At 65.5% G+C, this 19,885-nt stretch carries 19 protein-coding genes; 5 read left to right on the forward strand and 14 right to left on the reverse strand.

From position 1 onward, the window contains the following. Positions 1–11 precede the first annotated feature (11 nt). Both folD and folB read left to right on the forward strand, forming a co-directional pair. Positions 12–917 (forward strand): bifunctional methylenetetrahydrofolate dehydrogenase/methenyltetrahydrofolate cyclohydrolase FolD, encoded by a 906-nt coding sequence (folD, locus tag AC22G6_RS00005; protein WP_487365387.1) that lies wholly within the window; start codon positions 12–14, stop codon positions 915–917. Position 918: 1 nt separating this feature from the next. Continuing rightward, positions 919–1,326 carry a dihydroneopterin aldolase gene (gene folB, locus AC22G6_RS00010; RefSeq protein ID WP_487365070.1) on the forward strand — a complete coding sequence of 136 codons (408 nt, stop codon included), beginning with the start codon at positions 919–921 and terminating at the stop codon, positions 1,324–1,326. A gap of 81 nt (positions 1,327–1,407) precedes the next feature. Here the strand turns inward: folB and AC22G6_RS00015 are convergent, their stop codons facing one another. From AC22G6_RS00015 to AC22G6_RS00060, 10 genes are all read right to left on the reverse strand, one after another. Beyond that, positions 1,408–2,994, reverse strand: a complete 1,587-nt coding sequence (locus AC22G6_RS00015) for a gamma-glutamyltransferase family protein (protein ID WP_487365071.1) — start codon at positions 2,992–2,994, stop codon at positions 1,408–1,410. A 36-nt stretch (positions 2,995–3,030) separates the two neighbouring features. Then, entirely contained in the window at positions 3,031–3,867 is an 837-nt protein-coding gene (locus AC22G6_RS00020) for a sulfite exporter TauE/SafE family protein (RefSeq protein WP_487365072.1), read from the reverse strand. A gap of 18 nt (positions 3,868–3,885) precedes the next feature. Continuing rightward, entirely contained in the window at positions 3,886–5,211 is a 1,326-nt protein-coding gene (locus AC22G6_RS00025) for a TRAP transporter large permease (RefSeq protein ID WP_487365073.1), read from the reverse strand. Beyond that, entirely contained in the window at positions 5,208–5,741 is a 534-nt protein-coding gene (locus tag AC22G6_RS00030; RefSeq protein ID WP_487365074.1) for a TRAP transporter small permease subunit, read from the reverse strand. The genes AC22G6_RS00025 and AC22G6_RS00030 overlap by 4 nt, the downstream gene beginning before the upstream one ends. 19 nt (positions 5,742–5,760) lie before the next feature. After that, positions 5,761–6,843: a TRAP transporter substrate-binding protein gene (locus AC22G6_RS00035; protein WP_487365075.1), complete on the reverse strand. Its 1,083-nt coding sequence runs from the start codon at positions 6,841–6,843 to the stop codon at positions 5,761–5,763. Between the two features lie 378 nt (positions 6,844–7,221). Continuing rightward, the gene (locus tag AC22G6_RS00040; protein ID WP_108972274.1) at positions 7,222–7,668 is read right to left on the reverse strand and encodes an Lrp/AsnC family transcriptional regulator; all 447 of its coding nucleotides are present in this window, start codon (positions 7,666–7,668) and stop codon (positions 7,222–7,224) included. Between the two features lie 59 nt (positions 7,669–7,727). Further along, positions 7,728–8,507: a GntR family transcriptional regulator gene (locus AC22G6_RS00045; RefSeq protein ID WP_487365076.1), complete on the reverse strand. Its 780-nt coding sequence runs from the start codon at positions 8,505–8,507 to the stop codon at positions 7,728–7,730. A gap of 51 nt (positions 8,508–8,558) precedes the next feature. Next, on the reverse strand, positions 8,559–9,779 hold the full coding sequence (locus tag AC22G6_RS00050; protein WP_487365077.1) for an amidase: 1,221 nt from the start codon (positions 9,777–9,779) through the stop codon (positions 8,559–8,561). Between the two features lie 10 nt (positions 9,780–9,789). Beyond that, positions 9,790–10,728 (reverse strand): polysaccharide deacetylase family protein, encoded by a 939-nt coding sequence (locus AC22G6_RS00055; RefSeq protein ID WP_487365078.1) that lies wholly within the window; start codon positions 10,726–10,728, stop codon positions 9,790–9,792. 13 nt (positions 10,729–10,741) lie between these two features. After that, positions 10,742–11,179, reverse strand: coding sequence for a nuclear transport factor 2-like protein (locus AC22G6_RS00060; protein ID WP_487365079.1), 438 nt, complete (start codon positions 11,177–11,179; stop codon positions 10,742–10,744). Positions 11,180–11,389: 210 nt separating this feature from the next. On the opposite strand from AC22G6_RS00060, the gene AC22G6_RS00065 reads away from it, so the two are divergent. From AC22G6_RS00065 to AC22G6_RS00075, 3 genes are all read left to right on the forward strand, one after another. Then, the gene (locus AC22G6_RS00065) at positions 11,390–12,571 is read left to right on the forward strand and encodes an ABC transporter substrate-binding protein (protein ID WP_487365080.1); all 1,182 of its coding nucleotides are present in this window, start codon (positions 11,390–11,392) and stop codon (positions 12,569–12,571) included. A gap of 66 nt (positions 12,572–12,637) precedes the next feature. Further along, positions 12,638–13,513 carry a branched-chain amino acid ABC transporter permease gene (locus tag AC22G6_RS00070; RefSeq protein WP_487365081.1) on the forward strand — a complete coding sequence of 292 codons (876 nt, stop codon included), beginning with the start codon at positions 12,638–12,640 and terminating at the stop codon, positions 13,511–13,513. Further along, positions 13,510–16,074: a branched-chain amino acid ABC transporter ATP-binding protein/permease gene (locus AC22G6_RS00075; protein ID WP_487365082.1), complete on the forward strand. Its 2,565-nt coding sequence runs from the start codon at positions 13,510–13,512 to the stop codon at positions 16,072–16,074. The genes AC22G6_RS00070 and AC22G6_RS00075 overlap by 4 nt, the downstream gene beginning before the upstream one ends. 21 nt (positions 16,075–16,095) lie before the next feature. On the opposite strand, the gene AC22G6_RS00080 is transcribed toward AC22G6_RS00075, so the two are convergent. From AC22G6_RS00080 to ubiU, 4 genes are all read right to left on the reverse strand, one after another. After that, positions 16,096–17,277 (reverse strand): ComEA family DNA-binding protein, encoded by a 1,182-nt coding sequence (locus tag AC22G6_RS00080; protein WP_487365083.1) that lies wholly within the window; start codon positions 17,275–17,277, stop codon positions 16,096–16,098. Positions 17,278–17,405: 128 nt separating this feature from the next. Next, positions 17,406–17,906 (reverse strand): ubiquinone anaerobic biosynthesis accessory factor UbiT, encoded by a 501-nt coding sequence (gene ubiT, locus AC22G6_RS00085; protein WP_487365084.1) that lies wholly within the window; start codon positions 17,904–17,906, stop codon positions 17,406–17,408. Between the two features lie 13 nt (positions 17,907–17,919). Beyond that, positions 17,920–18,816 (reverse strand): U32 family peptidase, encoded by an 897-nt coding sequence (locus tag AC22G6_RS00090; protein WP_487365085.1) that lies wholly within the window; start codon positions 18,814–18,816, stop codon positions 17,920–17,922. Between the two features lie 5 nt (positions 18,817–18,821). Then, positions 18,822–19,835 carry a ubiquinone anaerobic biosynthesis protein UbiU gene (gene ubiU / locus AC22G6_RS00095; protein WP_487365086.1) on the reverse strand — a complete coding sequence of 338 codons (1,014 nt, stop codon included), beginning with the start codon at positions 19,833–19,835 and terminating at the stop codon, positions 18,822–18,824. Positions 19,836–19,885: the final 50 nt, after the last annotated feature.

Raw genomic sequence — 19,885 nt, forward strand, 5'->3', positions numbered from 1 at the left:
GAGAGGCCGGCATGACGGCACAGATCATCGACGGCAAGGCGCTGTCGAAGCAGCTTCGCGTGGGCTTTCGCGAGCGCGTGGGACGGCTGGTGGAGCAGGGCGTGCGCCCCGGGCTGGCGGTCATCCTGGTCGGGGACAACCCGGCTTCGCGGGTGTATGTGGGCAACAAGGTGAAGGCGTGCGAGGAGTGCGGCGTGCGCTCGCTGCACGTGGCGCTGCCGGCCGATACGCCGGAAGTGGAGATGCTGGCACGTATCGCCCAGCTCAACGCCGACCCCACGGTGCACGGCATCCTGATCCAGCTGCCGCTGCCCGGCCACATCGATGTGCGCCGGGTGCTCGAAGCGATCTCGGTGCATAAGGACGTCGACGGCTTTCATCTGTACAACGTCGGCGGGCTGGTGGTGGGCAACACCATCTTCCCGCCCTGCACGCCCTACGGCGTGCAGCTCCTGCTCGACACCACCGGCACCGAGGTCGCAGGCAAGAACGTGGTGGTGGTGGGGGCGAGCAACATCGTGGGCAAGCCGATGGCGCTGATGCTGCTGCAGCGCGAAGCCACGGTGACGATCTGCCACGCGAAAACGCGCGATCTCGCTCAGCACACCATTCTGGCCGACATCCTGATCGTGGCCGCCGGCAAGCCGGGGCTGATCGTGCCGCAGATGGTCAAGGAGGGCGCCATCGTCATCGACGTCGGCATCAACCGTCTGCCGGACAACCGCATCGTCGGCGACGTGGATTTCGACGGAGTGAAGGAAAAGGCCTCGTGGATCACGCCGGTGCCCGGCGGCGTGGGGCCGATGACGGTGACCATGCTGATCGAGAACACGCTGCGCTCGGCCGAACGCAGCCTGCAGGCGACCCCTGCCGACGACTATCAGGACTGGGAAGCCCCGGTGCTGAAGGCGGTCTGAGATGGGCGCCGACGAGTGCGTGATCCGTCTCGAAGGGCTGGCGCTTGAAGCATCGATCGGCATCTACCCGCACGAACTGGCCGCGCGCCAGACCCTGCTGGTGGATCTGACCCTGTGCATCGACGGCGCCGCGTCCGGGCGCAGCGACGACATCCGCCACACGGTGGACTACGACGAAGTGGTGGCGTGTCTCGAAGCCTTGATCGCAGCGCGCCACTTCAACCTGCTCGAACACCTGAGCCAGGTGATGCTCGACACCCTGGGCGAATGCTTCGCCATCCGCCGGTTGGAGGTAACAATCGCCAAGCCGGCGGCGGTGCCGGGTGCGCGCCGGGTATCGGTGAGCCGCATGGCGGCGTGGCCGACCGTCGTGGCGACGAAGGTGCCGGCAGTCAGGGCCGCGGCCTGAGCCCTGCGCGCGATACTGTTTTCATGGCGCGCCGGCCCTTGCAGACTTCATGCGCTGCAAGGGCCGGCGCCGCCATTTTCATCAGACGCCTGCCACCACGCCATCGCTGCGCGGGTCGACCGCGCCTTCGATCAGCCCGTTCGGGTGTCTGACCAGCGCACCCGCGTGGCCCATGGTGTCGCTGTAGGCCTCGTCCAGCACTTCGACCTGATGCCCCGCGTCGCGCAATGCCTGCACCAGCTCCGGCGGAAAGCGGCTCTCCAGCTTGAGGCTGGTGCTGACATCGCCCCAGGTGCGGCCCAGTAGCCAGCGCGGTGCGCTGACCGCCTGCTGCAGGGGCGTGCCGAAGCGGGCGTAGCGGGTGAACACGGCGGCCTGGGTCTGTGGCTGACCTTCGCCGCCCATGGTGCCGTAGGGCATCACGCGGCCGTCGTCGAACAGCGCCATTGACGGGTTCAGGGTGTGGAAGGGCTTGCGTGAGGGCTCCAGTGCATTGAGCGCGGCAGGGTTGAGCGAGAAGCTCATGCCGCGGTTCTGCCAGGTGATGCCGGTGTCGCGCAGCACCACGCCGGAGCCGAACTCCCAGTACACGCTCTGGATGAAACTCACTGCACGCCCTTCGCGGTCGATCGCGCCCATCCAGATGGTGTCGCCCGGTGCGGCGGGATCGGGCCAGGGTAGCGCGACCTGCATGTCCACATCGGCGGCGCGGGCGTCGAGCGCAGGCGCGTCGAGGAAGCTGCGCGGGTCGGCGGGCAGGCGGCGCGGATCGGTGACCACGCGGTCGCGCACGCGGAAGGCGCGTTTGGTGGCTTCGACCAGGCCGTGGACATGGGCGAAGCCTTCGCCTTCGCTGACACCGAGGCGTTCGAAGATGCCGAGAATCATCAGTGCGGCGAGGCCCTGGGTCGGGGGCGGCAGGTTGTACACCGTGCTGTCGCCGAGCCGCACCGATAGCGGATCGACGATCTGTGCGGCGTAGGCGTTGAGGTCGTGGGTGCGAACCGGGCTGCCGACGCGTTCGAGTTCGGCGCCGATCAGTTCGGCGATCTCGCCGCGATAGAAGTCATCGAGGCCGCGTGCAGCGAGGGTCTCGAGCGTCTGGGCCAGCGCGGGCTGGCGCAGCAGATGTCCGGTTTCGGGCGGCGCACCATCGACCAGGAAGGTGTCGGCGAAACCGGGCGCGTCCTTCAGTCCGTCGAGCTTCTGGCGCGTGAGGGCGGCCTGGCTGGCGGTGACGGCTACGCCGTTGCGCGCATGGCGGATGGCGTCGGCGAGCAGGCGCGACAGCGGCAGCGCAGTCCCCCAGTCGGCGGCGACTTCCAGGGCCTTGTTCCAGCCGCCGACCGTGCCGGCAACCGTGAGTGCCGCCTTCGGGCCACGAGCGGGGATGGCATCCAGCCCGGCGTAGAACTGGCGGTCGGCAAGCCCGGCGGCAAAGCCACAGGCGTCGATCGCGACCGGCGCCTTGCCCGGTTCGTGGATCAGCCAGAAGCCGTCGCCGCCGATCGCGTTCATGTGCGGATAGACCACCGCAATGGCGGCGGCCGCGGCGACCATGGCTTCGACCGCGTTGCCGCCTTCGCGCAGGATGTCGCGTCCGGCCTGCGCGGCGAGGTGGTGAGGGGCAACCTGCATGCCGCCGAGGGCAGTGAGGGTGTGCAGCATGAGTGTCTCCTTGTAGGTGGCGTGGCCCGCGCCCGGTCAGGCGAGCAGGCCGTAGAACATGCGCAGCGAGGTGAGCGCGAGGAAGGCCGCGAACACCTGGCGCAGACGGCGCGCGTCGATGGCGTGGGCCAGACGGGCACCCCATGAGGTGGTGACCATGGTCGCAGGCACGATCAGTGCCATCCCGAGCAGGTTCACATAGCCGACGGTGGCCGGCGGCAGGTTGGGTACGCCCATGCCGTTGATCAGGAAACCGATCGCACCGGGCAGGCTGATGATCATGCCGAGTGCGGCCCCGGTGCCCACGGCCACGTGCATCGGCGTACGGAAGGCGTTGAGGGTGGGGACGCTGAGCGTGCCGCCGCCAATGCCCATCAGGGTCGAGATGCCGCCGATGGTGACGCCGATCATCGCGGTGCCGAGCGGCCCCGGCAGACCCTCGCCAAGCGCAAAGCCGTCGCGCTTGAAGGCCATGTTGAGCGCGACCAGCAGGGCGACCGTGGCAAAGATGGAGGTGAGCACCTGGCCGCTGAAGTAGCCGCTGGCGACCGAGCCGATCAGCACGCCGACCACGACGGGCGGAATCAGCTTGCGCAGCAGTTCGGGGTTGAGGCTGCCACGGCGGCGGTGCGCGCGGGCCGACATGATCGAGGTCGGAATGATGGTGGCGAGGGAAGTACCCACCGCCACATGCATGCGTACCGACTCGTCGATGCCGAGCAGGGTGAAGAGGTGGTAGAGCACCGGCACGATGACGATACCGCCACCCACGCCAAGCAGTCCGGCAAGGATGCCGGCCACCACCCCGGTGGTGATCAGGGCAATGACCAGCCCTGCCAGCCAGGTGGCACTGTAGCCGTCGAAAAATTCCATTGTGTTGCCTCCGGGGGCTTACCAGCCGATGAACTTCGGCAGCCAGGTGGCGATGCCGGGGAAGATGAAGAGAAGGGCGACGGCGAGCATCTGCAGCACCACGAAGGGCAGGGCGCCGACGTAGATGTCGCGCGTGGTGATGCCCGGTGGCGCCACCCCCTTGAGGAAGAACAGTGCCCAGCCGAAGGGCGGGGTGAGGAAGGACATCTGCAGGTTCAGCGCCACCAGGGTGGCCAGCCATACCATGTCGGTGCCGTAGGCGTGGAACACCGGCAGGAACATCGGCAGTGCGATGTAGGAGATCTCGATCCACTCCAGGAAGAAGCCGAGCACGAACAGCAGGACCATCAGGAAGATCAGGGCACCCAGTTCGCCGCCAGGCAGCAGGCTGAAGAGGTCGTGCACCATCTGTTCGCCGCCGAGCCCGCGGAAGGCCAGCGAGAAGGGCTGTGCGCACAGCAGGATGAAGAACACCATGGCGGTGATGGTGAGCGTGCCGTGCAGGGTTTCGCTGATCAGCTTCCAGCTCATGCGCCGTGCGAACAGCGCGATCAGCGCACTGCCCAGCGCACCCATCGAGGCCGCCTCGGTCGGCGCGGCAATGCCGCCGATGATGGAGCCCAGTACGGCGACCACCAGCAGCAGCGGCGGTACCACCGAGCGGACCAGGTCGCGCCCGAGCGTGCCGGGGACGGCCTGCGCGCGCTCAGCGGCGGGAATCGCCGGCACCCACGACGGACGCAGCTTGCCGACCACGAGCAGGAAGATGACGTAGATCAGTGCCAGCGCGAGGCCGGGAATGAACGCTGCGGCAAACAGCGTGCCGACGGACTCGCCAACGATCTCGGCGAGCAGAATCAGCACCAGGCTGGGCGGGATGATCTGGCCCAGCGTGCCGGATGCGCAGATCGTGCCGCAGGCGATGCTGGGCTTGTAGCCGCGACGCATCAGGGTGGGCAGGGTGAGCATTGCGACCGTGACCACGGTGGCGCCGACGATGCCGGTCGAGGCACCCATCAGCACGCCGACCAGGATGATGGCGATGCCCATGCCGCCGTTGAGCCCGCCCATGGCGCGGCCGATGGTCTCGAGCATGTCCTCGGCGACGCGGGATTTCTCCAGCATCACGCCCATGAAGACGAACAGCGGAATCGCCAGCATGGTGTAGTTGGTCACCACGCCGAACAGGCGCGCCGGCAGCAGCGAGAACAGCATCGAACCGAAACCGAGGTAGCCGGCGACAAAGCCCGAGACCGCGAGCGCGATGGCCACCGGTATGCCGATCATCATCAGCGCCAGGAAGCCGCCGATGAGACCGAGCGCAATCCATTCGTTGGGGCTCATGTGCGTATTTCCAGCGAATCGTGAGGGGTGTGCGGCGCGCCGCTGATCAGCGTCGCGGCGGCGCGCAGCGTGTCGATGAGACCCTGAAGGGCAAGCAGGGAGAAGCCGAGCGGGATGAAGGCCTTGACCAGATAGCGCATGGGAAGCCCACCGGGGTCGGGCGAGACCTCGCCGATGTCGTAGGCCTGCATCACGTAGGGCACGGCCAGCCAGGCGATGATCACGCCGACGGCGAGGGTGAACACCCCGCTCACCAGATCGATCACGGCCTGACTTCTGGCGCCGAGACGGTCGTAGATGAAATCCACGCGCACGTCCGCACGGTGATAGACCGCGTAGGCCATGCCGAGCAGCGCGATCGGGGAGATCAGGTGCCACTCGAGTTCCTGCGCAGCGACCGGGCTCCAGGAGAAGACGTAGCGCAGCAACACATTGCAGGCCACCATCAACACCAGCGCCAGGACCGCGGCCCGTGCCACCCACCCGAACCCGACTATCGCGAGTTCGAGCGGCTTCAACAGCTTGTTCATCAGCGTCTCCGGAGGGTGCTTACAGCGACAGGAATGCCTTTTCGCTGACGGCGGCCCACGACTCGTGCTTCTTGCGGAAGGCCATGAAGGCGTCGTGCACCTTGCGCGTGTCGGCGTCGGCCTTGGCCAGGCTCTCGAGCGTGTCGGCGGTGACTTCCTTCAGCTTGACGATGACGTCGTTGGGCAGCGGCCGTGCGATCACGCCCTGATTGGTGACGAGATCGGTGAGCGCATCGGCATTCACCGCTTCGCACCAGGCGTGACTCTCGACGTTGCAGGCAGAGGCGGCTGCCTTGACGATGGCCTGCAGGTCCTTGGGCAGACTCTCCCACGCCTTCTTGTTGATCATCAGCTCGGTGACGTTGGTGGGTTCATGCCAGCCGGTGGTGTAGTAGTTCTTGGCCGCCTTGTGCAGACCCATGCGGCGGTCCTGGTAGGGGCCGACGAACTCGGCCGCGTCGATCACACCACGCTCAAGCGCCGGGAAGATCTCGCCACCCGGGAGCAGACGCACGGCCACGCCGAGCTGGGCATAGACCTTGCCGGCCAGACCGGGAATGCGCATCTTGAGACCGTCGAAGTCGGAAACCTTCTCGATCGGCTTGCGGAACCAGCCCGTCATCTGGGTGCCGGTGTTGCCCATGGGCATGGCAACGAGGCCGTGCGCGGCGTAGAGCTCGTTCCACAGTTCAATGCCGCCGCCGTGATACATCCAGGCATTCATGCCCTGGGTGTTCATGCCGAAGGGCACGGTGGTGAAGTACTGTGCAGCGGGAATCTTGCCGGCCCAGAAGTAGGCGTTGGCGGCGTTCATCTCCACCATGCCCTTGGACACGGCGTCGAAGCCCTCGAGTGCGGGAATCAGTTCGCCGGCGGCGAAGTGCTGGATCTTGAGCCGGCCGCCCGACATTTCCTCGACCTTCTTGCAGAAATCCATCGGGCTGCCCGGGCCCTGAACATAGAAGGGCGATCCCGGGCCATAGGCATTGGTCATTTTCCAGTTGAAGGTGGTCTTCGACTGTGCGCTGGCGATGGCAGGTGCGCCGAGGATGGCGCCGGAAACGGCTGCGCCGGTGAGAAATTTGCGGCGATTCAGGGTCATGGCTGCGTGCTCCTGTTGGGATCTCGATGTGGCGCCCTTGTGGGGTGCCATTTGTAAAGTGACTCGAGACAGGTTTAGCAATGGCCGTGCCAGCTTGTGAATTTTAGTAAGTTGTTAATTTTTAACGATTAGTCAATGTGGGTGGATAAGCCTTTAGGTGTAGTGCAGTGCACAAACTGGGGCGCGGGGTGAAAGAATTGGGCATACAAATGGCCAGCTTCATCGGGTTCTGATTACATTCGGAAGGTCCGCAATACCATTTGGCGCCGGATGTTGGCGCATCGGCTGTGTAGCGTGCCGAATGTCTTGAATGCACTGCGCTGGTGTTTTTGCACCATGATGGTGCAAAAATGTGCGTCTGCTTGCCGCCGTGAAGGACTACAGCCGGGCCCCGCCGCGGCGATTTTTCACCCGTGACATCAGCGTCTTGCAGTCGACAAAGAGAATCTCGGGACGATTGAAGATGCGTTGCCGAACGAAGGCGTCGAAGGTTTCGTAGCTGTCGGTGAGGGTGTGGATGTGCAGGCTCTGCAGGTCGCTCATGATGTAGAGGCTGACCACTTCGGGACAGTTGGCCAGCTCGTCGGCAATCGGCTCCAGCCGTGCGGGCGTGACCTTGAGATCGATGAAGGTGGACACCACCTTGCCCAGCTTCTCGGGATTGACCACTGCCGAAAACTGTTCGATGACACCGCTCTCGACCAGGGCCTGCACCCGCGTCCGGGCATGGGCGCGCGAGATGTCGAGCTGTCTGGCGATGTCGGCAAAGGAGGCGCGCGCATCCTTGATCAGGATGGCGAGCAGGGCGCTGTCGAGCTTGTTCATGGTGGTTCGCTGCGAAAGTTGATCCGGTTTCGACGCAGCTTCCGTGCCCGCCGGGCTGCTTACCTCAGCCCCAGCATGCGAGCGAGACTGTGCTCCTCTTCCGATCGGTCGAGGCAGATGTTGCGCTCCAGTGTATCGAGATGAGCCTGCATCAGCGCAACAGCCTCCTCGGCGTCGCCGCGCTCGATGCAGTCAACGATGCGGCCGTGTTCGTCGTGCTCGCAGGTGGCGTTGCCCGGGGGTTCGTAGAGCGCGACGATCAGTGAGCAGCGCGAGACCAGTTCGTTCAGATAGCCCTGCAGCACCGCATTGCGCGCCAGGCTGGCCAGCTTGAGATGGAAGCTGCTCGCCAGACGGGCCCAGGATGGCTGGTCGAAGCGGTGCATTGCCGTGTGTTCGGTATCGAGCTGATCGCGCAGAAAGGCAATGTCGTCCTTGGTGGCATGCTGCGTCACGAGCCTGACGATTGCCGCCTCCATGACCTGGCGCGCTTCAAAGATCGCGCGGGTTTCTTCCGGCGTTGGCGTGGCAACAACCGGGCTCTGATTGGGACGCAACTCGACGATGTGGTCGTGGGCAAGTTGTTGCAGCGCCTTGCGCACGGTAGAGCGGCTGACGCTGAACAGCTTGCTCAGCACCGCCTCCGGCAGGCGGGTGCCAGGCGCAAGGCGCTGGCTCATCACGCCCTCGAACACCGAGTGATAGATCTGCTGCTCGATGTCGCCACTGCCCCGGCGCCCCAGGGCAAGTGTCTCATCGCCATCGTCGCCGTGCGCGGCAGTGATGGTCGATAGCCCGCTGTTCGCGTGTTCGTCGGGGGAAATGTGCTTGTTGTCCATGGCCAGTGTCTTGCGGCAAACCGCCCGGCCTGGGGCCGGGCGTCGGGTGAGTCAGAGCATTTCGGCAATGCGGATGGCGAATCTTACCAATTCGGCATCGCTGCCGGCGGGCCCCACGAGTGAGACGCCCAGTGGCAGTCCGTCGCTGCCTGTGAACGGGATGCTCACCTGGCACAGGCCGCCGATGCCCGCGAGGCAGGTGATCTGCAGCGTGCGCATCCGGACCGAATCGACCGCGCTGCCGCTCGCGCCACGCTCCGGTGCGATGCTCGCCGAGGACGGGATGACGGCAATCGCATCGTCCCCGAACAGTCCGCGGATGTGCGCGCGCAGCGCAAGAATGCGCTGGCGCGCGGCATTGCCGTCGGTGTCGCTTACGCTGGCTGCGTGTGCCCAGCGCGCGGTGATGGCCTCTGAGAAGCGCGGCTGGTTTGCTTCGATCCAGTTGCCATGTGTTTGCCAGGCTTCGTGCGCACCGGCCGTCACATAGGTCCGGCGCCAGTCGTCGAGCGTCTCGCCCTCTGCGCTCAGGCTGATCTCCTCCGGGCGCGTGTCGAGTGTGGCTGCGACCGCGTCAAGCACCCTGTTCAGTGGCTCCTTGAAACACGCGTCGGCCAGCGCCCAGCTTGCAGCGGGTTTGAGCAGACGGCGGAAGCGATGCGCAGATGCCGGCAACAGGACATCGGCAACGAGGGCAAAGGTTCTGGCGTCGTGTGCCAGCCAGGTGGCGGTGTCGAAGAATGGATGCAGTGGCACCATGCCGGCGCGCGGCAGCAGCCCATGCGTGGTGCGCAAACCGTAAAGGCCGCAGTAGCTCGCCGGAACGCGGGTGGAGCCGCCGGTGTCGCTGGCGAGTGCGAAATCGCACAGGCGAGCCGCGACCGCTGCAGCCGAGCCACTCGAGGAGCCGCCGGGTACACGTCCGGGCGCACGGGCATTGATGGGGGTGCCGTAATGGACGTTGTCGCCGTTGATGCTGTACGCCAGTTCGTCAGTCATCACCTTGCCCACAAGGGTGGCGCCGGCGGCGCGCAGGCTGTCGACGATGGGGCTGCTCGCGTCAGGCACAGGGTGAGTGGCGAGCCAGGTGGGGTTGCCTGCGCCGGTGGGGTGGCCGGCGACGTCGAAGATGTCCTTCACGGCAAAGCTCAGGCCGCTGAGCGGGCCGGATGCGGTGGGCTCGAGCACGAAGCGGCCGTGCTCGACCCAAGCGCCTACGCTGTCTTGAATGGGAAAACCGGATTCGCCGGGGAGCGAGGATGAGGCGTTCATGGAGCGTCCTTCAGGGGTTGGCGCGCTGCGAGGCAGGCGTGGCATTGTGGTCGAGGGTGGCGACATGGCTGCAGATCTGTCCCGGCGTGGCGAACCAGATCTCCCCGCGGTCGCGCGCGGCTGCAATGTGCGTGAGCGCGCGCCGCAGATGGCGCAGGCGATAGGGTTGCCCGACAAGATAGGGGTGCAGTGCGATACCCATGACCAGGGGCTGAGCCTGGGCCTGCATGCGCATCTCTTCGAAGTTGTCGATGATCATGTCGGCAAAGGGCGCTGCGTCCATCTGGCGCGCGATCAGCATCGGAATGTCGTTGAGCTCCTGTGGATAGGGAATGGACCACAGCGTTTCACCGCTGCGGGTCAGCATCCGTGTGGGCTGATCGTCGTGGCTCCAGTTGAGGGTGTACTGATAGCCGGTTTCGCTCAGCAGATCCGGGGTGAGCCGGCTCTCCGAAATCCACGGCGATAGCCATCCCGCCGGTGCGATACCGCTTTCGGCCTCGATCCGGGTCCGGCAGGCGGCGATCAGGCGGCGCTCGGCGGCTTCGTCGAGCTCGCTCTGACGCACGGCGTTGGTGTGGCCGTGCGCAATCAGCTCGTCGCCTCGTGCGCGCAGGGCGGCGATGAGTTCGGGGCAGTGGTCGTAGAGTGCGGTGTTGATCAGGGCACCGGTCGGCAACGAGAGCTGGTCAAACAGTTCCAGGCAACGCCACGCCCCCACACGGTTGCCGTATTCGCGCCAGCTGAAATTGAGCACGTCGGGCTGGGGGGAGGCTGGGCCGAGATTGGCGCCCAGGCCTTCGCCGAATGCGAAGTGCTCGACGTTGAAGCCGATATAGACCGCAAGGCGCGCACCGCCGGGCCAGCAGTAGTCGGGGCGCGCGGTGATCGCCTGGTAGGGAAAGCGGCCGTGGTCTGCAAGCCTTTCGTGGGCAGCTGATTCAGTCATGGCGGTGGCTCGCTCAGCTGTTGAGGCCGGCACGGCTCAGCAGGCGTTCGGCGCTGTCGTTCCAGACCTCCATTCGGGTAATGCGTCCGTGGCTCAGTACGTAGCGATCCACGTAGCGGTTGCCTTCGAAGGGGGTGCCATCAGGCCATTCGCCAAACAGCGTGCCAAGGCTGTACACGATGGCTTCCTTCTCGGTGGCGCCGCTGACGACCTCAATGCGCTCGTAGCGCTTCTTTACCCAGGCGTAGCGTCCGGCATTGAACGCTGCACATTCGGCAGGGTCGTGCATGACACGTCCGCCGGTGAACGTGATCTGCAGATCGGGTGCGATGAAGCGGCGTGCGCTCTCCGGGTCGGGAATCATCAGGGTGCGCAGATAAGTGTCGACAATAGTTGCCGCTTTCATGGCGCATTCATTGTCGGCAATGATCGGGATTGGTGCGTCATTCATCTCTATTTCCTCCGAATTGCACCGTGGCGGTGCGACTTTGTCGAATCAGGCGGTTCCTGGATGTGAATGCAAGAGTTGGGCCAAAGTGTCGGCACTTTGTTGTATCAAGTGATTCCACTTTGTTTTTGTTTCTGGTGAATATCTGGCACGGGGCTTGCGACAGGAGTTCGGGTTTCCGATCTTTCCTCTCCCAGAATGGAGTGATGCACCATGAACATGTCCCGCCGGAGTTTTCTGGCCGCTGCGTCTGCTGTGGCCTCACTGAGTCTTCTTTCTCCCGTCCACGCCGCCGAACCGATCAAGATCGGCCTGGTGGCCGCGTTGTCCGGGCAGTCCGCCCTGTCGGGTGAGGCCATCACCCGCGGCCTGACGATCGCGATCGATGAAATCAACGCGAGCGGTGGCCTGCTTGGGGGGCGCAAGCTGGAACTGGTGCGTCGCGACGACGAGTCCAATCCGGGCAAGGGCGTGGTGGCAGCGCGTGAGCTGATCTTCAAGGAAAAGGTGACCGTGCTTTTCGGTGGCCTCGACACCCCGGTCTCGATGGCGATCGTGCCGCTGGTCAATCAGGAGAAGGTGCCGTTCATGGGGCCGTGGGCAGCAGGTACGCCGATTACCAAGAACGGTGCCGAGCCCAACTATGTATTCCGTGTGTCGGCGGTTGATGAGATCGTCGATCAGGCCATGCTCGCGTATGCGCAGAAGACCTTTGGTGCGAGCAAGTTCGGCATGATCCTGGTGAACAACCCGTGGGGCGAGTCGAACGAGAAGGGCTTGCGCGCCGCACTGTCCGAGAAGGGGCTGCAGGCTGTCGGCGTGGAGAAGTTCGAGGGCAACGACGTCGATGTGGTCCCGCAACTGTCGCGGCTCAAGGCCGCAGGGGCGGATGCGCTGTTCATGGTCGGCAACGTCGGTCCTTCAGCACAGGTCGTGAAGTCGCTCGATCGCATGGGCTGGAAGGTGCCGATCGTGTCGCACTGGGGGCCGGCGGGTGGCCGGTTTACCGAGCTTGCCGGGCCCAGCGCAAAGAACGTGCATTTCGTGCAGACCTACAGCTTCTTCGGCAAGCAGACCGCGGTCGGCGAGCGCGTGACCAAGGCCCTGATGGCGAAATACCCCGATATCAAGGGACCGGAGAACATCTCGCCGGCTGTGGGCGTGGCCAATGCCTATGACGGCATGCACCTGGCGGCGAAAGCCATTGCGAAAGCGGGTTCGACGGATGGCGACGCGGTACGGAAAGGCTTTTACGCCATCGACGAGTATCAGGGGCTGATCAAGACCTATACCAAGCCCTTCTCGCCGGGTGTGCATGACGCGGTCACGAAGGATGACTACGTCTGGGCCCGCTTCATCGACAACCGCATCCTCCCCGTCAGCCTGGGCGAGTGATGAACCGGCCGGCGGGCGGCGCGTGCCGCCTGCCGGGCCTTCATTCCTTCCGATACGGAACTCATCATGTTGTTATCCGCCCTGATCAGCGGCATCGGACTCGGAAGCATGTACGGGCTGATGGCGCTGGGTTTCTACCTCACCTATGCAGTGTCCGGTACCGTGAACTTTGCCCAGGGCAGTTCGATGATGCTCGGTGCCGTGCTGACCTTTGTCTTCGCCCAGAGCTGGGGCTGGCCGCTGTTGCCTGCGGTGCTCGTCGCACTGCTGCTGTGTGCGCTCTATGGTCTGGTGGTGGAGTTCGTGGCGGTGCGTCCGTTCGCCAGCCGGGGCTCCGACGCCTGGTTGATGGCGACGGTGGCGCTCGGGATCGTGCTCGACAACCTGGTGATGTTCTCTTTCGGCAAGGAGCCACGCAACCTGCCGTCGCCGCTGGCGCAGACGCCGCTTGAGATCGGTGGCGCAGGGCTGGGCGTTTATCCGCTGCAGGTTCTGATTCCGCTCGTCGGTCTGGCGCTTGCGGCGGTGCTGCACACCGTTTCCCGGCGCAGCCGCTGGGGTACGGCCATGCTTGCGGTGACCCAGAACCGTGACGCGGCGAGACTAATGGGCATTCCCATCCGGCGTGCGATTGCGGTCGCGTTTGCGCTGTCGACCCTGCTCGCCGGTGTGGCCGGGGTGCTGATTGCGCCGCTGTTCAACGTGCATTCCGACATGGGGACGCTGTTCGGCCTGAAGGCGTTCGCGGTTGCCATCCTCGGCGGAATCACCAGTGCCTGGGGCGTGATGATCGCCGGACTTCTGTTCGGCGTCAGTGAGGCACTGATCACGTCGACCCTTGGCTCAGGATATACCCAGATCATCATGTTCGGCGCGGTCATTCTTGTACTGGCGCTGCGGCCCAATGGCCTGTTCGGACGCGCCCAGGTGAGGAAGGTATGAAAGTTCCCGTTTTCGGTCGCGCACCCGCGGCAAGCGCTGCCGCAGTGCCAGGCTCCCCGGCGCAACTTGGCGCCGTGGCCGCGATTCTGGTCGTCGGCGTGGTGCTGGCGCTGACACTCAATGGCTACTACGTCTATGTGCTGGCCAATGTGGCGCTGCTCGCCATCGTCGGCATTGGCCTCAACGTTCTGCTCGGTCTGGCGGGGCAGGTCTCCTTCGGGCATGTCGGCTTCTATGCACTCGGCGCCTATACGGTCGCGATTCTGACCGGGTCTGCGGGCCTGAGCTTCTGGCTGGCCTGGCCGCTCGCTGCATTGATGGCCGGCGTGGTGGGCGCGTTGCTCGCCTTGCCGGCGCTGCGCGTGCGCGGCCCCTATCTGGCCATGCTGACGATTGCCTTCGGCTTCATTGTCGAGCACAGCATTGTCGAGATGCGGGATCTGACCGGCGGTCAGAACGGCATCATGGGCATCGGCTCGCCAGCGCTCGGCAGCGCGATCACCGGCGAGCGTGCAGTTGCGATCATTGCGCTGCTGACCATGGTCGCCGCGCTGTGGGTGTATGCACTGATTTCGCGCGGAACCTGGGGTGCGGCGATGCGCGCCGTGCGCGACAGCGAGACCGCGGCGGAGTCGGTCGGCATCGATCCGCTGCGGGTGAAGACGGTTGCATTCGTGGTTTCCGCGGCGTTGGCAGGCCTTGCCGGCGGCTTGTTCGCACCCTTGTCGGGCTTCGTGACGCCGCATACCTTCGGCTTCACGATGTCCATCCTGTTCGTACTGGTCGTGATGATCGGCGGGTCGGGTGCGGTGTCCGGCCCCCTGGTCGGCGCGCTCATCGTCGGCCTGCTGCCGGAATGGCTTTCCAGCCTTGAGGAATTCCGTCTGCTCTTCTTCGGCCTCCTGTTGCTGGTCGTGCTGTGGGCTGCACCCGATGGCGTGGTCGGCATGGTGTCGCGCCTGTGGCGGCGTGGCACGCGCACGGCGCCGGCAGGCGTCGTTGAGGGTGAGAAAGTAAAGGACGAGGCTGTCGCGATCGCGTCCCGCAGCCGCAAACCGCTGTGCGCGGACGGACTCGCGATGGTGTTTGGCGGCCTGCGTGCAGCGTCTGGAGTGACGCTGAAGGTCGAGCCTGGCGCGCTGACCAGCCTGATCGGGCCCAATGGCGCGGGCAAGTCGACCGTGATCAACATGATGACCGGCTTCTACCGGCCTTCCGAGGGCGATGTCCTGCTAGGCGAACGGAGCCTTGGCGGGACGGGAGCCTGTGCCGTGGCGCGCGCGGGTGTCGCGCGGACGTACCAGACCTCCCTGCTGTTCGGTTCGATGAGCGTGCTCGACAACGTGGCGCTCGCTGTAAGCCGCGGGCGTCTTGGACCCTTGCTCGGGCGCGCTGCGTTCCGCTCGGCTTCGGTGCGTAACCACGCCCGCGCCCTGCTTGCCTTCTGCGGCTACACCGGCGCAGAGGGTACGCCGGCGGCCGACCTCGCGCATGTGGACCGGCGCCTGGTCGAGATTGCGCGTGCATTGGCGACCGACCCCGATGTGCTGCTGCTGGATGAACCGGCTGCGGGCCTGTCGCGCGAAGACAAGACGCGGCTGGCCGAACTGCTCATTCGCGTCGCCCAGGCAGGTGTCGGCCTGCTGGTGGTCGAGCACGACATGCCCCTGGTGATGAGCATCTCGGACCGGATTCTGGTGCTCGATGCCGGCCAGCCGCTGGCGGAGGGGCGGCCGGAGGAGATTCTCGACAATGCCGATGTGCGGCGGGCCTATCTTGGCGAAGGCAGCGGGTTGCCTGAACCGGCCTGTGGTGCATCGGGCGAAGTGCGCAACAAAGGCCGGCAGGCCGCGCCGGAAGTGCTGGGTGTCGATGCGCTGACCACGGGTTACGGTGCAGCTCCGGTGCTGCACGACGTGGGGCTCAAGGTACGTCGCGGCGAACTGGTTGCGCTGCTGGGCGCGAACGGTGCGGGAAAGTCGACGCTGATGCGGGTGCTGGCAGGTCTGCATCGGCCCTTCGGCGGCGGTGTTCACCTCGACGGGGTCGATCTGCAGCGACTTGAGGCGGAGCAGGTCGTGGGCCTCGGGCTGGTGCTGGTGCCGGAAGGACGTCAGGTATTTCCCGAGCTTTCCGTGCTCGACAATATCCGCCTGGGCGCCTTTCGCAGTCCGCAGGGCAGGGAGGACCGTCTGCAGGAAATGCTCGACCGTTTTCCGCGTCTGCGTGAACGCGCTCATCAGCGCGCAGGGCTGCTCTCTGGCGGTGAACAGCAGATGCTTGCGATTGCGCGCGGTCTGATGGCGCAACCAAAAGTGCTCTTGCTCGATGAGCCATCGCTCGGCCTGGCACCGAAAGTCATCGAAGAGTTGTTTGACGTGCTCGATCGCCTGCGACATGAGTCACTGACAATTCTCCTCGTCGACCAGATGGCTTCGCTCGCGCTCGCGCTCGCCGATCGGGCTTACGTGCTGGAGGGCGGGCGTGTCGTCGCCCAGGGCACTGCCGCCGAAATTGCGGCGGACAGTGCCCTGGCGAAGGCCTACCTCGGCGGAACCTGAAGCAGGTTCGCCGGGGAGGGGTCAGAGCTTGAGCAGGTGCTTGAGCTTGTCGAGGGACTTGGTGCCGATGCCCTTGACCTTGATCAGGTCATCGAGCGTTGCCCAGGGGCGGCCGGCGATGATGCCTTCTGCGGTGGCGCCGTTGATGCCACTGACAGCGGCCAGGTCGCTGACGCCTGCGGTATTGATCGAGACGCGGCCGGGCTTGTGCGCAGGAGCCGATTTCTTGGCATTGCGCTTGGCGGCACTGACGGGCTCGGCAGCGGGCGCCTTGGTCGCGGCTGCAGGCTTGCTCTTCTTGGCTGGCGCCTTGTCGGCGGTTTTTTCAGCGGTCTTGTCGACGGCTTTTGCGGCTGGCTTTTTGGCGGTCTTTACCGCCGGCTTCTCTGCAGGCGCCGCGGCTGGCGCGGGCGTTGCGACCGGAGCAGGCGCGGCTTCGGATTCGGCTTCGGCTTCAGGCGCAGCCGTCGGAGCCGGCAGCGGGCCGTCCACGGTGAGCGCGAAGTTGCGGTAGTCGCGGGTCAGGTAGGTGTTGCCGACCCATTCGCGCAGCATCAGAACCAGATGCCACTGCCCCGCCGGAAGTTCGCACGCGGGAAGGCGGGCTGAGACATTGTTCCATTGCGACTGGCCGGCCAGGGCGCCGACAAACTCGCTGCCGATCAGAATGCCGCTGAATGCGCCGCCTTGATAGGCAGTGGGCAAGGCCCAGAGTTCGAGCACCAGCGAGCCGCTCATGTTGTCGGCGGCGCGCGGGTTGCGGATGCACTCGGCGCTGATCTCGGTGCAGTCGGTGTCGAGCCGGTAGGCAACCGAGCCCTCGATCAGCGGCAGCACGAAACGCTCGCTGCGCGGGTAGGTCACGGCGTCATAGCGCTGCAGGCCGGTGCCGTCGTCGCCGGCCAGGACCAGGGTCAGCATGTGCTCGTTCGTGCCGGCAGGCAGATTGGCGCTCACGGTGGCGCCGACGCGGGCGATGCCGAAGCTGTCGGGATAGAGCGCGCCAAAGGAGGCTTCGGCAACCAGGACGTCGCCTGCCCACAGTTGCAGGGACCAGTTCAGGTAGCTGGTGGCAAGCGGGTCGACCGCATGAATCTCGGCTTCGAGCGTGACTTCGTCTGCATTGAAGACGTAGCCGTGGGCGCTTCCGATCAGTGCGGTGGTGGGCGGAATGTACTGGTTGCTGGGATCTGAATACGGCATGGGCCTGAAAGTCTCTGAAAAAAATCAGCGCGGATTTTGAGGCCGTCGTGCCATGCGACACAAGTTCAATTTAATCAATAATTTAAATGCACCAAATCGGGGCGCTTTTGCGTGGTGACAGCGCGCCGTCAGCCGCGGCGACCCAGCAGTGCGTCCCAGTCCACCGCGTCGAGTGTGTTCTTGACCAGCAGGCCGAGGTCGGTGTCGCCTTCCATGATGAGGCGGCGGCTGAAGAACAGGGTGTCGGCATCCTCCTCGCGCAGCGCCAGGGCGAGGTAGTCGCGGGCGCTTGCCGACAGAATGAGGTCCGGCTTCAGGACGTCTTTTGCGCGATGAAATCCGCGTTCGTTGAAGCTGAAGTCCAGGGTCAGGCCGGCGTCGCTGACGCGCATGCGCAGATTGCGCCCGATCAGCGGTTCGAGCTGATCCCTCGGCAGCACGCGGTCGAGCGCGAGGTTGAGTGCGGTGACGAGCGCCAGGGCGGGTGGCTGCTGCGGCAGGCGGGCAACGACGCGGGCGAGCGTTGCCGGCAGGGTGAAGGCGGGCACCTTGAGACTGCCGAGGCGCTGTGCGATGCCGGGCAGCCACAGGGAGAGGCGGGGGGCGGGGAGCGGGTGGGCTTGGGACATGTGGGGGTTTCCTTCAGGCGCTGACCAGCTGGTCGACACCGGGTTTGCCGTGCCAGAAGCCGTTGCAGGGGGCGTCGGGCATCAGCGGCAGGCTGGCATCGAACGCTGCTTTCGGGGTTTGACGGGCGTCCAGGGCGGCGCGAAAGAGCTCGACGATCTCGCGGGTGTGGCTGCCCTGCGGGCTGATGCGCAGCACCTCGGCGCTGTTCGCCAGCGCGGGCAGGTCTGCGAGCAGGTTGTGCACCCGGGCCGACTGCGTCTGCACGCCGTTGAGGGTGAGGAAGGGCTCACCTTCGCGGGTGCTCAGGCTCAGGCCGTCGCTGATGCCGAGGCAGCGGAACTCGCAGGTGTCCTTCTGCAGGTTGTAGTGGCGTGCGGTGAAGCAGCGCGCGGAGTGCGCCAGCGGCAAGCGGCCGTAGGCGAAGACTTCGGCCTCTAGCGCGGACGGCAGGCTGCTGCGCAGTTCGTCGAGCTGTGTGCCGGACATTTCCGGGGGCACCACCCAGCGTGTCGCACCGGACTGCACCATCAGATCCAGGGTGTGCGGGTTGAAGATGTTCAGCGTGGGGCCGGCGATCCAGTCGCGACGACCGGCCTCGGCCAGCAAGCGCACCGCGCCCATGTCGTTGGCTTCGACGCGGAACCGTGTCTGGGTGCACAGCCGGCGCAGGGTCTTGAGATCGGACTCGGATTCGATCAGCGACTGGGTGGAGAGCACCGCTTCCTTGCCGGCATCGGCGAGCATGGCGGCGACCTCGAGCCAGTCGTCGAGGCGCAGTTCGTGACGTCGCGAACACACGGTTTCGCCCAGATGCACGATGTCTGCCGTGCTGTCGGCGATACCGGCATAGAAATCGAGCACGCTCTGGCGGGGCCAGTAGTACAGCAGGGGGCCGAGGGAGAGTTTCATCGGGCTTATTTCCACGGGCGGTAGTAGGCGCCGAGGGTATGGCTCTGGCCCTCGGAAATCTTGTTGAGATCGGCCATCCAGGCCGGCAGCGCCTTGAAGTCGTCGGGTGCGCGCATCACCTGGTCGAGCGCGGCGCGCCACACCTTGGTGACCTGGGCGACATAGGCCGGACTGCGCTGGCGGCCCTCGATCTTGATGGCGCGCACGCCGATGCGGGCGAGCTCGGGCAGCAGCTCCAGGGTGTTCAGGCTGGTCGGCTCCTCGATCGCGTAATAGGTTTCGTCATTGACCTCGAAGCGGCCCTTGCACAGCGTCGGGTAGCCGGCGCGCTCGCCGTCGGCAAAGCGGTCGATAAGGATGCCGTTGAGCCGGGTTTCCATGCCCTTGGGTGTCTGTTCCCAGCGCACATGCTTGCCGGGCGAACAGGCACCGTTGCAGTTGGGCGACTCGCCGGTGGCGTAGGCGGACAGGGCGCAACGCCCTTCGACCATCACGCACAGGCCGCCGAAACCGAAGACCTCGATTTCGACCGCGGTGTTGGCAATGACCTGTTCCACCTGCGGCAGCGACAGCACCCGCGGCAGCACCGCGCGCTGGATGCCGAAGCGCTCGTGGTAGAAGTTGATCGCCTCGTAGCTGGTGGCCGAACCCTGCACCGACAGATGCAGGCGCAGCTGCGGGTGGGTCTTTGCGGCGTAGGCCATGAGGCCGGGGTCGGCAAGGATGACCGCGTCGATGCCCATCTCGGCGGCGCGGTCCACTGCCGTCGTCCAGCTCGACCAGTTGCCGGCCTGCGGATAGGTGTTGAGCGCGAGCAGGACCTTGCCGCCGCGCTGGTGTGCATAGGCAATGCCGTCGCGCATCTGCCTGGGATCGAAGTTGAGCCCGGTGAAGTTGCGCGCGTTGGTGGCGTCCTTGAAGCCGAGATAGACGCAGTTTGCGCCGTGGTCGATGGCGGTCTTGAGCGCCGGCAGGCTGCCGGCGGGGCAGACGAGTTCGATCTGCTGGGACGAATTCATTGGGGGCACCAGGGTGGCGGATTCAAAGCTCCGCCACCTTAGTGGCCGAC

This window comes from Parazoarcus sp. PS-13 R2A, assembly GCF_057621855.1.